Source organism: Streptomyces sp. NPDC087428, assembly GCF_044744085.1.
Lineage (GTDB): Bacteria > Actinomycetota > Actinomycetes > Streptomycetales > Streptomycetaceae > Streptomyces.
This window is the reverse complement of the sequence record NZ_JBIUXR010000001.1, coordinates 295,479-311,450: the sequence shown is the minus strand read 5'-3', so window position 1 is coordinate 311,450 and position 15,972 is coordinate 295,479. Positions and strand designations below refer to the sequence as shown.

Sequence of the window (15,972 nt, the reverse complement as noted above, 5' to 3'; positions counted from 1 at the left end):
TCCGCCGGGCGGGCCTCACCGCGGGGCGGGGGGCGCCTCGTCCGGCTCCATGAAGACCACCGGCACCTTGTTCTCCAGCACCAGCCGGCCGAGCAGCCGCGCGAGCAGCTCCCGGTCGGTCTCGTCGAGGCCGTCCGACAGCCTCGCCACCCGTCGGCAGGTCTCCGCGTAGAACGCGTCGGCCAGCTCGTCGCCCGTCGCGGTCAGCGCGACGCGCACCGCGCGCCCGTCCTCGGGGTCGGCCTCGCGCCGCACCAGACCGCGCTGGACGCTGCGGTCCACCAGGCCGGTCAGGCTGGACTTCGCCAGCCCCAGCATCGCCCCGAGCTCACGCATCCCGTACGGCCGCACCATCAGCACGCAGAGCAGCTGGCCCTGCTGTGCGGTGATTCCGTGCTCGCGACCGGACTCGGCATATACGGCGTTCACCAGAAATGAGGATCGCACCAGTGCGGTGACGCATCCCATCTGTTCACCCTCGGCCTTTCGCATTCGGCCAGAATACGGCAGAAGGCGACCGTACGGACCTGGCGCGAGGGTGCCTATTCGTACTGCGAACTACATGACTCCAGCAGTCGGCGACCGACGAGAGGCGGCCCGGAACAGCAGTGCGCGGCCGGTGAGGACTGTCCCTCACCGGCCGCGCACCGTGCGGAGCCGTCAGCCCCGGCGGATCGTGATCGTCGTCCACGCCCCGACGTGCACCTGGTCGCCGTCCTGGAGCGGAACGGGGACATAGGGCTGGATCGGGTCCTCGGCGCCGTTGAGCGTGGTGCCGTTGGTGGAGTTCTGGTCGACCACGGCCCAGCTGCTGTCCGGCTGCTGCACCAGCACCGCGTGCTGGTGCGAGACGCCCGGGTCCTCCGGCGGCACCGACAGGTCGATGTCGGGGGACTCGCCCGTGCTGTGCCGGCGGCGGCCGATGGTGATCTGGCTGCCGGTCAGCGGAAGGTGCTGCTCCGGGGAGTACGCGGGCAGGTTGAGCCCGGTGGCCTCCGGGCCGCTGCGCTGCATCATCGCCAGGAAGTACTCACGGTCCGGAGCGACGACCGCCGTCCAGCTCGTGGACGCCGGGGCCTGGCCCTGGTCCTGGCCCATGCCGGGCCCCTGGTTCTGACCGGGGTACGGCTGCTGCTGCATCGGGGACTGCGGGCCCTGGGCCTGCGACGGCGGCGACAGCAGCCAGTCGTCGTTGCCCGGCTGCGGGGCCTGCGGCTGCGGCGGGGCCGGCGGACCGGGCTGCTCGAAGACCGGGGGAGCCGTCTGCTGGAACGCGGGCGCGGCACTCTGCTGCTGGAACGACGGCGGCGGGGGCGAGCCCTGCGACGAACCCTGGTGCTGGGCGTGCTGCTGCCCCTGCGGGAAGCCCTGCGGACCCTGACCCTGGCCCTGCGGGAACGACGGCGGAGGCGGCGGGCCCTGCTGCCCTTGCTGTCCCTGCTGGAACGGCGGCTGTCCCTGACCGGGAGGGCCGGGCTGTCCGGGCCCCGAGGAGAGCGGCTCGGCCGGCCGGTTCACCTGCGAGGGACGCGAACTCTGGTACTCGAACGGATCGCGGGGCTGCGGCGCGCCGGGCGGCTGCTGCGCCTGGAAGCCCGGCGGCAGATTGAGCCCGGGGATGGGGCCGGGGCCGCCACCCGGTCCGCCGGGACCGGGCGGACCACCCGGTCCGCCGTGCTGCGGGGCCAGCGGTGTGTACGAGGTCGCGGTGTTCGTGAGGAAGTTCCAGCGGCACTCCTCGCAGAACGGCGCCATCGCCTCCCGCGGGGTGCGGCACTGCGGGCAGATCTCGGCGTGGGCGGTCGCGTCCGGGCCGGGGCCCTGCGGGTATCCGTAGCCGGGCGCGGGCGGCGGGGGAGGCGGCGGGGGAACGGCACCCGCAGGCCCGCCGGCCCCGGCCATGCGGTGGCCGCAGACCTCGCACCAGTCCTCGGAACCCGACTGGTGTCCGTTCGGGCAGGTCGGCATGTCGGCGCTTCCCCCTCTCCTCGTCCGGCCGCGGGGGCCGTCATTTTTTCTTGCTTCGCCGCCCGGCGGACCTGTCCGGCCGGGCGGCTCATCAGTGCGGATATGTGGTTACTTCTTCACGCGGACGGTCTTCGTGGAGCGCGTTTCGAGTGTCATCTCGTCCGCATCCGCGACCTTCGCCTTCAGTCGCACAGTACCGGTCGCCGCGTCGACGACGTCTACCACCTTCGAAAGCAGTTTCGCAGTGTCCTCGTTCCCGGACGCCGATGCCAACTGCACCGCGCGGCCGAGTTTGGCCGTCGCGCCGTCGAAGTCTCCCGACTTGCGGGCATCGAGCCCCTGCTGAATGACTTGTGCCAGTTCCGCCTGACCCGTGTAGTGCGCGACCTGCGGATTGATCGAGGTCGACGCCACCATGTCATCCGTCCACACCGCCCGCACGAGGCCCTGCGAAAGGGTCTGGGGCGCCCCGCCCGACGGGTCGGGAAGGATCAGCGAGACCCGGGCCGCCAGCATCTCCTGCCCGACGCCGGCCTCCGGCACCTGCACGCACACGTGGTAGTCACGGGACTCGTCGCCCCAGGAGCCGGTGGGGTAGTCCCCGGCGCGCGGGCCCGCCTCGGTGCGGCGGTCGGTCAGCTCGGCGACCGTCGGCGCGACCTGCTTCACGTACTTGATCTCCACGCCGACCGGGGTCCAGAGCCGCAGCGCGACGTCCGCGACCTCCTTGCCCATCGCGTTCTCCATCATCTGCGTGAAGTCCGCGGCCAGCCCCGCGGGATCGGCGACGATATCGGCGGTGCCGAGCAGCGCGGAGGCGATCGCTGTGACCTCTTTCACTTCCCAGTCGGTGCCGACACCGCGGGCGTCACAGGTGAACCGGCCCGCGCAGGCGTCGAGCGCGGCCCGCAGATCCTCCGGCGCCTCGTGCTCGTTGCGCCCGTCGGTCAGCAGGATGCCGTGCCGGATGTTCACCTCGGCGCCGCCCAGCAGCCGGTCGGCCAGCCGCAGCCAGGTCCCGATCGCCGTACCGCCGCCCGCACTGAGCCGGCGCAGGGCCCCCTTCGCCTGGGCCCTGGTCTGCGGATCGGCGGTCGCGAGCCGCCCGTTGCCCGGGTAGACCTCCTTGGCGACGTGCGTCCCGCCGATCACGGCGAAGGAGGTGCCGTCGCGCAGGGTGTCGATGGCCGCCGCCGTCGCGTCGCGGGCGTTGCGCATCTTCGTCGGCGGGTAGTCCATCGAACCCGAGCAGTCCACCATGATCACCACGGCGGCGTTCGGCGCCTGTCCCGCAGTGTGCGAGGGCGCGTGAGCGGCACTCGCCAGCGGAACGCCACCCGTGGTGCCACCGCCGGTCGAGGTGACGGTGATGATGCCGTTGACCTCACGGCCGCCCTCGGGCAGAAACTCGTTCTGGTACACCTCGACGGAGAACTGCGGCACGTTCGACTTGGAGAAGTTGGCCATCTGATCGGCTCCTTGAGGCTCCACGTGTCAGATGAAGACAGATCCACGGAAGACAGATTTACGGACAAAGGCAACGGAGTGGCGAGGGGCGGGCGGAACGGGACTCACCCGCCGCTGTAGGCGGATCCTGCCCCTTGCACCGGTACGGCGAACGGCAGCAGAGCCACTGTTACGTTGTCGTGGCCCCCGCCGTCGAGGGCGTGGCCCACCAGCACCTGGGCGCCGTGCAGCGGCCGTTCGTACGCGTCCGCCGGCACCGCGGCGGCCATCTCGGCCGCGGACTCCGCGTAGTTCCACAAGCCGTCCGTGCAGACCACCACGACGCCCGGCCGGTCCGGTTTGAACGAGGCGGTGTGCGGCTCCAGTTCGTAGGAGTCGGCGCCCAGCCAGCCCGTGATGGCGTGGGCCCGCTCGTCCGCGTACGCCTCCGCCTCGTTCATCAGGCCCGCCGCGACCATCTGCGCGGCCCAGGAGTCGTCCTCGGTGAGCCGGGCCGGCGGGCTGCTCCGGTCCTCGGGCACCCAGTACACACGGCTGTCACCGACCCAGCCGACGACCAGCAGCCCATTGGCCATGATCGCGCCGACCAGGGTGCACGCCGGGGCGTTCTGATGGCGGTGCGGATCCTGCTCCGCGGCCCGATCGGGCTCCTGGGCCAGCCGGTTGACCGACTCGGCGGCCGCCACGATCGCCTCGTGCATCGCCTGCTGCGGATGCGTGCCGCGCGGCAGCGATTCGAGGAGCGACTCGTTGGCGGTGGCCGTGGCGGCGGCGGACGCCTCGTCGGGGCGGCTGGCCGACGACACCCCGTCGCAGACGATCGCCAGGACTGCCGGGGTGCCGTCCGGGAGCGCGGTCGTCGAGATCGCGAACGAGTCCTCGTTGCGGTGGTGGCGCAGGCCGCGGTCGGTGACCGCGGCGACCGAGCCGAGCTCCTGCTCCATGTGGTCCCGCTCGCGGGGCTGGGCGTGACCGCAGTTCTCGCAGTAGCCGTCGTCGTCGACACGGCCGGCCCGGCAGGCCACGCACACCTTGGTCCCGGCCGGCGGGGCCGCGACGGGGTCCGCGGCGGCCCGGGGATCGGGCGCCGCGCCGTCGGCGGCCGTCACCGGCGCCGCCAGCTCGAAGTCGCCGGACGCGCCCGGCTCCTGGGGACCTGCCCCCGCCGGGGCGCCCGCCGCGGTGGCGATGGCGATCGTCGGACGGTCCCGCGGCGGCTCGGGCACGGCCGACAGGTCGTACCCGCACGCACCGCAGAACAGATCCCCCGGCTCCAGCGGCTCCTCGCAGCCGGGACACCTCGACAAGGCAGTCTCCTGGTCGTTCTGCGACATCTTCACACCCACGTTCGGGGGCGGAAACGGTTGGCCCGCTCCACCAGTTCGATCCTCTCGTCGCCGGGCTCCGCAAGCCGGGCGAGCATCCGGTACGAGCGCTCCAGCCCGAAACGCAGGCCGCGCTCGTCCAACTCACTGCCGAGCAGCGTCTTCGGCCCCTGCGTCTCGCCGTGCGCGGACGACTGCGGGGCCGAGGGGCGAGCCGTGGGACTCCCGGAGAGTACCCAGTCCAGCGCCGTCCCCAGCACCTCCGTCGACAACTGCTCCCGGCGCACCGCGTCCAGACCGAGACCGGCCAGCCCGGAGACCTGGGCGGAGGCCGCCATCAGATCGACGATCAGCGGGTCGTCGGGGGCCCGGCCGCGCAGCCGTGCCCGTACCGCGGCGACCCGGGCCGCCGTGAAGTGGATCGACGCCTCCGGCACGGACTCCAGCGACCGGACGGCCCCGTTCCGGTCCCCGGCGGCGATCTGCACCCGGGCCAGGCCGAACGCGGCACTCACGAAGCTCGGGTCGGTCGCCCACACCAGCCGGTAGTACTCGGCGGCGTTGTCCAGCTGGCCCAGCACCTCCGCGCAGACACCCAGCGCCAGCTTGGGCGCGGGCTCCCCGGGAAAGGCGTCGTAGACCGCGTCGAAGGACAGCGCCGCGTTCTCGTTGTCACCCGTCACCAGGGAGGTGATGCCGCGGTACCAGACCACCCGCCAGTCGTCCGGATGCTTCAGCTCAAGGGTGGCCAGGGTCTCCTGCGCGGCACCGAGGTCGCTCATCTCCAGGAAGGCGCGCAGCTCACGCAGCCTGGTCTCCAGCGAGGCGGCCGGCACGGCCTGGAGCGCGGCGATCAGTTCGGCGGGTGCCGACGCCATCACCCCGGCCAGGAAACCCGCGTTGGGGTCGTTCGCGTCGACCCGGGGAACCGGCAGCGCGAGCGACGTCCCCCGCACGTCGAGCCCGGCCAGCCGGGGCCCGCCCGCGCTGTCCGGGGCGTACGGCCCGGACGGGGGAGCGGTGTCCGGGAGCGGCGAGCGGGGAGCCGGAACGGCCGCCTGCGGCGGGTACGCGGGCGCGGCGCCGTACCCGGAGCCGCCGTTCGCGCCGCCGCTGACATGCGTGGCGGACGAGGGCAGCGGACCGGCGCCCGCGGCGAACGCGGGAGGCGGTCCGGCGGGCAGCGCGCCCGGGACACCGCCCGGCGGGGCCACCGCGGCGGGCGGCGGCGGGGCCGGCGCGAGCGCGACGGCCGCGACGCCCTTGCGCCGGCCGAAGAGCCCGGACCCGCGAGGTGCTGGGTTCCGCGCCCCGAGGCGGGACACCTCACCGGTCAGGAGGGTGAACAGCTCCGTGTCCGTGACCCGTACCTCCGCACCGAACAGCGTCGAGAGCGCCGGACGCGGACGCCCCGTCTGGAGCGACACCACCTCCCGCAGCACACCCATCAGCTGCTCCGCCATCTCCGAGGCCGAGGAGAACCGCCGCGCCGGATCGGGGTCGGTGGCCCGCACCAGCAGCCGGTAGAACGACTCGTACGTCCGGAACACCTCGATGTTGTCCGGGTCCGGCAGCGAGTCCACGAAGACGTTCGTGTAGCCCTGGAAGTCGAAGGTGAGCACCGCGAGCGTCCGCGCGACCGTGTACAGGTCGGAGGCGACCGACGGGCCGACCTCCGCGACCTCCGGCGCCTGGTACCCCACCGTGCCGTAGATGGCCGACTCGTCGTCGTCCATCCTGCGGACCGCGCCCATGTCGATCAGCTTCAGCTGGTCCTCGGTCTGGATCGCGTTGTCCACCTTGAAGTCGCAGTACAGCAGGTTGCGGCTGTGCAGATGGCCCAGTGCCTCCAGCGCCTCGATGCCGAACGCGCACGCCTGCTCGACCGGCAGCGGGTCCCGCTTCCCGGCCGGGGTGCGACGCTCGTTGGCGATCTCCTTGAGCGCCTTGCCGCCGACGTACTCCATGACTATGTAGCCGTCGAGCGAACCGGTCCGCTGGTCGAGGTGCTCGACGAAGTTGTAGATGCGGACGATGTTGGAGTGCTCGATCTCGGCGAGGAAGCGGCGCTCGGAGATGGCGGCCGCCATGGCGTCCTGGTCACCGGTGTCGAGCAGGCCCTTGAGCACCACCCAGCGGTCGGAGACCGCGCGGTCCACCGCGAGATAGACCCAGCCGAGCCCGCCGTGCGCCAGACAGCCCGCGACCTCGTACTGGCCGTGGACGATGTCGCCCTCCTGGAGCTTGGGCATGAAGGAGTACGGGTGGCCGCACTTGGTGCAGAACCCCTCCGTGCGCCCCGGCCGCTCGCCCCTGGCCCGGCCCACCGGCGCCCCGCAGTCCGAACGCGAACAGAACCGCTTCCGCTCGGGCACCTCCGGGTTCTCCATCACCGCGGTGCGCGGGTCGGGACGCGGTACGTCCGGCACGAGCACCAGCCCGGCACCCAGCCGGTTCCGGCCCGAGACACCGGTGGACGTCCCCGAGGAGCGCACCGAGACCGAACGCGACGCCCCGCTGCCGGACAGCGCCCGCGAGAGCCGCCCCGACACCGACCGCCGCGAGGTCGAAGAGCGCGAGGACGCCCTCGACGACGCCCTGGACGACGCCCGCGAACTGCTCCGCGCCGAGGAGCTGTTGCTGCCCCTGCCGCCGCCCGCGACGCCGGTGGGCGGCGAGCTCACCATGCCGTCCCCCTGCTCGGACGGGGAGGAGCCCTTCGCCGAGACGACCGGAGCGAGACCGCAGGTGTCGCAGTACAGCTCACCGCCGCCCATGTCCTCGTAACTGCCCTCGCACGCGGGGCGCTGGCACTGCGTACTCATGGTCGTTCCCCCTGTTCGCCCCGCCGCCGCTGCGGCCCCGTCTCTCCGTCACTGCCTGTCCCGCCCGGCGGGTGCCCCGAGGACACCGGGCGCCTCACGGCCGCCCCTGCCGGTCTTCTGGTCCGGACGCGCGTTGCTGCCCCAATAGTTCCAGCGCCGCGTCCTGATAACGCTGCACCGTCAGCGCGGCGACCCTCAGATCGCAGGGCGCGCTCCACAGCATCCGGCGCGCCGCGTCGTAGCGCTCGATGAGGACCGGGTCCTCCGCCAGGCCGTGCCGGGCCACCTTCGCCTTGTACGCGTCCAGCCGGCCGCGCAGCTCCGCCCGCACGGCGAGCGGGGCGGTGACCGCCGTCAGCTGCTCCCTGGCCCGCAGCAACTCCTCCTCGGCCTGCCGCTCCAGGGTCTCCAGGAGCGGGGAGAGCCGGTGCCACTGCGCGTGCCTGCGGTACTCGGAGGCCGCGGCGAGACGCTCCTGGAGCGCGGTCGGCGGACCGTTGACCGCCGGCACCTCGGAGGCGGCGATCTTCGCCAGCACCTCACCGCGGGCGGACCGGGCCTCTGCCAGTGTGCGGTCCGCGCGGGACAGCACGTCGCGCAGGTGGACCAGCCGCTGCTCGGCGTCCTGCCGGACCGCGAGCACCGCCTCGATCTCCCGCCGCACCTCGTCCAGCGCGCGGGCCGCCCGGTCGTAGCGCGCGGTGTCGGGGCGCCCGCCGCCGGGCGCGGAGCTGCCGGGCCCCGGCAGCCAGAACGCCAGCGGATCGGAGATCACCTGCACCCGCAGCGTGGTCAGTTCCTGGGTGATCGACTCCAGGTCGTCCCCCGAGGGGTGCTCGCCGGGCCGTACCCCGACCGAGTGCGCGAGCGAGCTGGTACGGCGCAGCTCGGCGGCGAGCAGATCTATCCGGGCGGGCATCGCCGACCACACGGAGTCGGAGGCCACGACCATGTCCAGCGAGCGCGCGTACAGCTCGTTCATCCGGTTGACCAGCTCCGCCAGCGTGAACCGCTCGGAGAGCCTGGCCGGGCCGGTGATCGACGGATCGGGCCGGGCGGCGGCATGGGCCACCGTGACGCCCTCGCCGCGCAGCAGTTCGGTGAGGGCCACGAGGTCCTCCCGGTTCGGGTGGCGCCGCCGGGCCCGCACCTCACGGGCCTCGTTCAGCACCCCCGCGTACGCGTCGAAGTAGCTCCACAGCAGCGTGATCGACTGCTCGGTGGCGCTCCAGCGCTCCCTGGTGACACCGGTGAGCTCGGCGCCCTCCAGGAGCCGGCGCCCGGCGTGGTCCTGGAGGGCGAGGAGCGAGGTCTCGATCGCCTCGTGCTCCGCACCGAGCCGGGCCAGCGCACGGTCCGCCTCGTCCCGGTCCATGACCGGGCCGGGGGGCCGGGCCGCGTAGCTGGGGAAGGGGCCCGCGACGCCCATCGATCACCTCTCCGATCTCCCTGCCGGACGGGGCCCGGCAGGATCCGCCTGATCCGAAGGACAGGCCTCAGTTGCTGCGGTACTTGGGCACCGGCGGCGCCTTGATTCCGGGCAGACCGTCCTCCAGCCACCTGCGGTACGACCGCATCCAGGGGCTGTCGTCGCCCCCGGCCCGGTAGTCGACCAGCACCTGGTTGACCCGCGCCACCAGGTCGTCGGCGCCCTTCTTGGTGGCCACGCCGTAGTACTCCGTGGTGAACGGCTTGTCGCCCTTCAGCTCCACGGCCGGGTCCTGGGCGGCCTGGCCGGCCGCGAGGGCGTTGTCCGTGACGATCGCGTCGACCTCGCCCATCTGGAGCCGCACCAGGCAGTCCAGCTGGTTGGGGACGGTGAGCAGATCCTCGTCCGCGTCGGTGCCGTCGTGCCTGTCCTTGAACACCGAGCCGAACGACTGCTTCTCCAGCGCCTCGTACGCCGTGGACCCCTCGGCCGTGCAGACCCGCTTGCCGGCCAGCGAGGAGTTGTATCCGGTGATCGCGGACTCCTTCGGCGCGAGGACCTGCTGCCCGGCCTGGAAGTAGGCCGTGGAGAACGAGACCTGGTCGAGCCGGGCGCAGTTGATCGTCATCGTCCGGACGACGACGTCGACCTTGTCGTTCTCCAGGGCGGCGATGCGCTGGTTGGTGGGGATCGCCCGGAAGATCACGTCGTTCTCGTCGCCCAGGATGTCCTTGGCGATGGCCCGCACCAGATCGATGTCGAAGCCTTCGAGATCCCGGGACTCCGGATTGCGGTACCCCCACTGGAAGCTGTTCTGGTCGACGCCCGCGATCAGCTTTCCGCGCGCCTTGATGCGGTCGATCGTCCTGCCGCCCGCGACCGAGGGTTCCAGGCTGGCGTCGGGATCGGTGCAGTCGTCGGCCCGGGTCTGTACGCCGTGCGCGGCGCCCGCCCCCGAGACCTCCTGGCCGAAGACGTCGTCGCCGCTGTGGGAGAGCGGCAGCAGGGTCAGCGCCGCCGTCACCGCGCAGGCCGCGGCCATGGCGGTCACACCGCCCCAGCCGCGCAGCCTGCGCAGCGGGCCCGTGGGCCCCGTCCTGGGCTCGTCCTTCCCTGTCATCGCTCCCCCTGTCACCGGAACTCCGAGAGCCTGCGGTTGACCCCGACGATCGCGGCGACCGCGCCCAGCACGGCGAGTGCCGCCGCGCCGATCGGCAGCCCGCCCAGCGCACCGCGCCCGTCCTTGGCGGCCCGGGTGAATTCGTCCTGTTCATGGGCGAGCGCCTGCCGCAGCGCCTTGTCCACCCGGTTGAACGACTCACCGGTCGAGCCCTTGGTCGAGTCACCGGACCCGATGATCTGCTCCAGCGCGGTCTCGTAGTCGCCGCTGTCGTCGGTCTTGCGGGCGGTCCGGTGGCGGCTCTGCCACTCGGTGACACTCTTGATGGCCTTCGCCACCGGCTCGCTTCCCGCGGTGTCGTGGGTGTCGGCGGCGAGCTTCGCGGCCTGGCCCAGCTCCTTGACGAGTGCCTTCATGCCCGTGCCGTAGTCGGTCTCGTACTTGTCGTTCTTGCCGTCAGCGGTGAGCACCGCGCCCCGGGCGACGACCGTGAGGTTCTCGTTGGCGCGCGCCTTCAGCGAGTTGATGCGCGCCCGGTTGAGCACGTCCAGGGACTGCTGCCCGCGCGTATTGGCGTCGGACAGGTCGGAGCGGGCCACCGAATGCCCCACCGCCAGCCACAGCAGGACCACGACCGCGGCCGCGGTCGCCGCCAGCAGGCCGTGGTTGAGCACCCGGTTCGTCCGGTGGAAGTTGCGCCGCTGGGCCCAGAACAGCACGGCCAGCGCGATCACACCGATGCCGAGCGAGAAGAACGGCCAGGTCCGCGCGGAGTCGTAGTCCTGGCCGAGCCGGCCGGTCTCCGCCGTGTACAGCCGCTCCGCGGCCGGGAGCATGTCCTTGGCCATCTTCTGGTTCGCGTACCGGAGATAGGCGCCGCCCAGCGGCAGCCCCTGCCGGTTGCTCGCGCGGGCGCGCTCGATCAGCCCGGTGTAACGCGGGAGTTCCTCGTTGAGCTTGGTGATCTCGTGGCCGGACTTCGTCGAGGAGTCCGTGTTGGCCGCGGCCTTCACCAGCAGTCGGGAGGCCTCCTGGATGTCCGTCACGTACTGGTCGTGGACGGCGCGCGGCTCCTGCGGACCGGCCAGGAAGCCGCTCGCCGCCGCGGCGTCGGCATCGGCCAGCGAGCGGTAGATGTTCGCCGCGTCCGCGCTGAGCGGCTGGCTGCGCTTCACCACGTCGTCGGCGGAGGTCGCCCGGTCGGAGATCTCGAAGGCCGTCACGGCCCCGAACGCGACGACGAGCAGCGCCAGTACGGCCCCGATGATCTGGAGCCGGCCCGGTTCGGTCGTCGCCGCGGCACGCAGCCGGTCGGTCACCACCGCGCGGCCACCGCGCTGCGGCGGTACGGGTACGGGCGCAGGCAGTTGCTCCGGCGCGCGTTGCGGCGGCGCCGGGCGCACATTCGGCGGGTATGTCACTTGACCTCCCCCTCGGTCACTGACGGCGGCCCGCCCCCCGGCCGATCGGGGGACTGGTACCCGGCCAGAAGTATGGCCGCAGGGAACGGTGTCCATACAGCGAACGCCTGGATCCTGCACCGGTCCGTGAACGCAATCAACTGCAGTCAACAGCATTCGATCAAGGCCGGCACCGCCGATCAAGACGATCGGCGGCGCAATCCCCCGAAGGCGAACCGATCTCCCCCACCAGGAACACGTCCGGGGCGGCTGATCGGTTCCCTTGCGGAAGGGGCGCCCCGCGGCACGAAGACCACGGGACGCCCCTGATACCCACTGATGTCACAGCATGTCAGGCGTACTGCGCCCGCAGTCTGCCGTGCACCTCGGGAGCGGCGCCCGTGTGGTCCAGGCCCAGCAGCCCGGCGCCCAGCACCGGGGACTCCTTCACCACCCGGACCACCGCCTTCGGTGCCCGTACCGCGAGGAGTTCGGTGATCCGGTCGTCCAGCTGCGGGTGCCGCGCCGCCAGCACGCTGCCGCCCAGCACCACCGGAGCCTCCTCGCCGAGCAGACCGAGCCGGGACAGCGCGACCGAGGCCATGGCCACGACCTCCTCCGCCAGCCGGTCCACGAGGCCGTGCGCCACCGCGTCGCCGGCCGCGCCCGTCGCGAAGAGCACCGGCGTCAGCTCGTGCCGCCGCTCGGACTCGATCCGGCCCAGATGAAGCGCCTCTATCAGCGCGTACATCGAGTCGAGCCCGAAGTGAGCGGGCAGCGTACGGGCCAGTGCGGTCGGCTCACCGCGGCCGTCCTCCGCCCGGGAGGCGAACCACATCGCCTCCTCCGCCAGGCCCGAACCACCGCCCCAGTCGCCGGATATCCGGCCTATGGCGGGGAAGCGCGCGGTGCGCCCGTCCGGCACCATGCCGACGCAGTTGATCCCCGCACCGCACACGACGGCCACGCCGCGCGGTTCGTCGACCCCGGCCCGCAGGATCGCGAAGGTGTCGTTGCGCACCTCCACCGTGCGGCCCCAGCCGCGGGCGCCCAGGGCCTCGGTCAGCTGCTCCTCCTCGACGGGCAGATCGGCGTTGGCGAGACAGGCCGACACATGGGCGACGGTCTCCGCGCCCGCACCGGCCGTGGCCAGCGCCCGTTCCACCGCGGCGCCCAGCGCGTCCACGGCGGTGCCGATGCCGACCACGGGCGGCTGGAAGCCGCCGCCGCGGGCCGTGGACAGCACGGTGCCGTCCGCGCCTATCAGCGCCACATCGGTCTTGCTGTTCCCCGCGTCGATCGCGAGGACCGAACCGTTCACGCCCACGCCAGGTGCTCCCGGTTGTGCGCGATCAGCTTGTCGGTGAGCGCCTCCGCGTACTCGAACTGGCCGATCAGCGGGTGCGCGAGCAGGGCCTTGAACACCCGGTCGCGGCCACCGCGCAGCGCGGCCTCCAGCGCGAGGTCCTCGTACGCCGTCACATTGCCGATCAGCCCGGCGTAGAGCGGGTCGAGCTCCGGCACGGCGAGCGGCGTCGCGCCCGTACCGTCGACCTTCGCCTGTACCTCGATCACCGCGTCGTCCGGCAGGAACGGCAGCGTCCCGTTGTTGTACGTGTTGACCACCTGGTGCGGGGAACCGCCGCCGCCCAGCAGCGAGGCGGCCAGGTCCACGGCGGCCTCCGAGTAGAAGGCCCCGCCGCGCTTGGCGAGCAGCGCGGGCTTCTCGTCGAGCGCCGGATCGCCGTACATGGCGAGCAGTTCCTTCTCCATCGCGGCGACCTCGGCCGCCCGCGAGGGCTTGGTGCCGAGCTCCCGCACGACCTCGTCGTGCGCGTAGAAGTAGCGCAGGTAGTACGAGGGGACGACGCCGAGGCGGTCCACGATCGCCCGCGGCATGTGCAGGTCGTCCGCGATCGCGTCGCCGTGCTCGGCGATCAGCCGCGGCAGTACGTTCTCGCCCTCGGGGCCGCCGAGGCGCACCCCGAGCTCCCAGGTCAGGTGGTTCAGCCCGACGTGGTCGAGGTGCACCTCACCCGGGGTCACGTCGAGCAGCCGGGCGAACTTGCGCTGGAAGCCGATCGCCACGTTGCACAGGCCGACGGCCTTGTGACCGGCCTGGAGCAGCGCCCGGGTCACGATGCCGACGGGGTTGGTGAAGTCGATGATCCACGCGTTCGGGTTGGTGCGCCGGACGCGCTCGGCGATGTCCAGGACGACCGGGACGGTGCGCAGGGCCTTGGCGAGGCCGCCGGCGCCGGTGGTCTCCTGGCCGATGCAGCCGCACTCCAGCGGCCATGTCTCGTCCTTGCCGCGGGCGGTCTGGCCGCCCACGCGGAGCTGGAGCAGCACCGCGTCGGCGTCGGCGACGCCCGCGTCGATGTCCGTGGTGGTGACGATCCGCCCCGGGTGGCCCTGCTTGGCGAAGATCCGCCGTGCGAGGCCCCCGACGAGTTCGAGGCGGTCGGCCGCCGGGTCGACGAGCACCAGCTCCTCGACCGGCAGGGTGTCCCGCAGGCGTGCGAAACCGTCGATCAGTTCAGGTGTGTAGGTGGACCCGCCACCCACTACTGCGAGCTTCATGAATCAGCCCTTTACTCCGGTCAGTGTGACGCCTTCGACGAAAGCCTTCTGTGCGAAGAAGAAGACGACGATCACAGGGGCCATGACCAGAACGGTCGCGGCCATGGTCAGGTTCCAGTCGGTGTGGTGTGCGCCCTTGAAGGACTCCAGTCCATAACTCAGCGTCCACGCCCCCGGGTTCTCGGAGGCGTAGATCTGCGGTCCGAAGTAGTCGTTCCAGGCGTAGAAGAACTGGAAGAGTGCGACGGCGGCGATACCCGGCTTGGCCATCGGTATCACGACGCGGAGCAGGGTGCGGAACTCGCCGCAGCCGTCCACCTTCGCCGCGTCCAGGTACTCGTTCGGAATGGTCAGCAGGAACTGCCGCAGCAGGAAGATGGAGAACGCGTCGCCGAACGCCATCGGGATGATCAGCGGCCAGAGCGTGCCGGACATGTCCAGCTGCTTGGCCCAGAACAGGTACATCGGGATGACGACGACCTGCGGCGGCAGCATCATCATCGAGATGACGAGCATCAGCGACAGATGCCGGCCGCGGAAGCGGAACTTGGCGAGCGCGTACGCCACGGGCAGCGAGGACACCACCGTGAGGACGGTGCCCAGACCCGCGTACAGCAGGGTGTTCCTCCACCAGGTCAGGAAGCCCGGGGTGTGGAACACCTCCTTGTAGTTGCTCCACTCGAAGGGGTGCGGCCACAGGTCACGGGTCAGTGCCTGCTGGTCGCTCATCAGTGAGGTGAGGAGGAGGAAGACGAACGGCAGCACGAAGAAGAGCGCGGCCGCGACGCCGAGCGAGTGCACGCCGATCCAGTGCAGCAGCGCCTTGCGGCGCGCCACGCGCTCGGCCGGGGTGACCGGGTCGCTCACCGGCCCGCCGGCCTTCGGGGTGTCGAGAACCTGCGCCACGTCACTCACCTGCCTGGATCAGTCCGCTGCGGCGCCGCATCAGCAGTGCGGTGAACGCCATGGCGAGGACGAAGAGAACGAGCGCGACCACACAGGCGGAGCCGTAGTCGAAGCGCTGGAAACCGAGGTTGTACACGAGCTGCGGAAGCGTCAGTGTCGACTTGTCGGGATAACCCGGTTCGAACTGCTGCCCGGAGCCGCCCATGACACCCGAGGCGACTTTCCCCGCCACCAGTGGCTGGGTGTAGTACTGCATCGTCTGGATGATGCCGGTGACCACGGCGAACATGATGATCGGCGAGATGTTCGGCAGCGTGACGAAGCGGAACCGCTGGTACGAGGACGCCCCGTCCAGCTCCGCCGCCTCGTACTGCTCCTTGGGGACGTCCAGGAGCGCGGCCATGAAGATCACCATCAGGTCGCCCACCCCCCAGACCGCGAGCGCGGTCAGCGCGGGCTTGGACCAGGCGGCGTCGGTGAACCAGCCCGGGGTCGGCAGCCCGAGCTCGCCGAGGATCGAGTTGACCGGTCCGGTACCCGGGTTGAGCAGGAAGACGAAGCCCAGCGTGGCGGCGACCGGCGGCGCGAGGTAGGGCAGGTAGAAGAGCGTCCGGAAGACTCCGGTACCCGTCTTGATCTTGGTGATCAGCATGCCGATGCCGAGTCCGAACACCACCCGGCAGGTCACCATGACCAGGACCAGCCACAGCGTGTTGCGCAGGGCGGGCCAGAACAGCGGGTACTCGTTGAAGACGAACGACCAGTTCTTCAGCCCGCTGAACTCCGGGGCCGAGAAGCCGTCGTAGCTGGTGAAGGAGAAATAGAGCGTGGAGATCAGCGGGTAGGCGAAGAAGACGCAGAACCCGATCAGCCACGGCGACATGAAGGCCGCGGTCCGAAGCGCCGAACGGCGGCGCTTCGAGCGGAGTGTGTACGTGCTCATCGTGGT

The 15,972-nt window shown here is 71.7% G+C and carries 12 protein-coding genes; all 12 read right to left on the bottom strand.

The annotated features are described in order from the left end of the window. Positions 1 to 15 precede the first annotated feature (15 nt). The 12 genes from ACIO3R_RS01345 to ACIO3R_RS01290 all read right to left on the bottom strand — a co-directional run bounded on the left by ACIO3R_RS01345 (position 16) and on the right by ACIO3R_RS01290 (position 15,966). On the bottom strand, positions 16 to 468 hold the full coding sequence (locus ACIO3R_RS01345) for a MarR family winged helix-turn-helix transcriptional regulator (RefSeq protein ID WP_385039645.1): 453 nt from the start codon (positions 466 to 468) through the stop codon (positions 16 to 18). A gap of 192 nt (positions 469 to 660) precedes the next feature. Then, positions 661 to 1,968, bottom strand: coding sequence for an FHA domain-containing protein (locus ACIO3R_RS01340; protein WP_385031663.1), 1,308 nt, complete (start codon positions 1,966 to 1,968; stop codon positions 661 to 663). A gap of 108 nt (positions 1,969 to 2,076) precedes the next feature. Beyond that, positions 2,077 to 3,435, bottom strand: coding sequence for a VWA domain-containing protein (locus ACIO3R_RS01335; protein ID WP_402102036.1), 1,359 nt, complete (start codon positions 3,433 to 3,435; stop codon positions 2,077 to 2,079). A 104-nt stretch (positions 3,436 to 3,539) separates the two neighbouring features. Further along, positions 3,540 to 4,769, bottom strand: coding sequence for a PP2C family serine/threonine-protein phosphatase (locus ACIO3R_RS01330; RefSeq protein ID WP_402102033.1), 1,230 nt, complete (start codon positions 4,767 to 4,769; stop codon positions 3,540 to 3,542). 2 nt (positions 4,770 to 4,771) lie between these two features. After that, entirely contained in the window at positions 4,772 to 7,585 is a 2,814-nt protein-coding gene (locus ACIO3R_RS01325) for a tetratricopeptide repeat protein (protein ID WP_402102030.1), read from the bottom strand. 94 nt (positions 7,586 to 7,679) lie between these two features. Then, the gene (locus tag ACIO3R_RS01320) at positions 7,680 to 9,014 is read right to left on the bottom strand and encodes a hypothetical protein (RefSeq protein WP_385031675.1); all 1,335 of its coding nucleotides are present in this window, start codon (positions 9,012 to 9,014) and stop codon (positions 7,680 to 7,682) included. A gap of 67 nt (positions 9,015 to 9,081) precedes the next feature. Beyond that, positions 9,082 to 10,134, bottom strand: coding sequence for a glutamate ABC transporter substrate-binding protein (locus ACIO3R_RS01315; protein ID WP_385031678.1), 1,053 nt, complete (start codon positions 10,132 to 10,134; stop codon positions 9,082 to 9,084). Between the two features lie 11 nt (positions 10,135 to 10,145). Beyond that, entirely contained in the window at positions 10,146 to 11,555 is a 1,410-nt protein-coding gene (locus ACIO3R_RS01310) for a hypothetical protein (RefSeq protein ID WP_385031681.1), read from the bottom strand. 331 nt (positions 11,556 to 11,886) lie between these two features. Next, positions 11,887 to 12,861, bottom strand: coding sequence for an N-acetylglucosamine kinase (locus ACIO3R_RS01305; protein ID WP_385031683.1), 975 nt, complete (start codon positions 12,859 to 12,861; stop codon positions 11,887 to 11,889). Further along, on the bottom strand, positions 12,852 to 14,117 hold the full coding sequence (locus tag ACIO3R_RS01300) for a 6-phospho-beta-glucosidase (protein WP_385344887.1): 1,266 nt from the start codon (positions 14,115 to 14,117) through the stop codon (positions 12,852 to 12,854). The genes ACIO3R_RS01305 and ACIO3R_RS01300 overlap by 10 nt, the downstream gene beginning before the upstream one ends. 3 nt (positions 14,118 to 14,120) lie before the next feature. Then, entirely contained in the window at positions 14,121 to 15,023 is a 903-nt protein-coding gene (locus ACIO3R_RS01295) for a carbohydrate ABC transporter permease (RefSeq protein ID WP_385031689.1), read from the bottom strand. 1 nt (position 15,024) lies between these two features. Next, entirely contained in the window at positions 15,025 to 15,966 is a 942-nt protein-coding gene (locus ACIO3R_RS01290) for a carbohydrate ABC transporter permease (RefSeq protein ID WP_123471115.1), read from the bottom strand. Between the last annotated feature and the right edge of the window lie 6 nt (positions 15,967 to 15,972).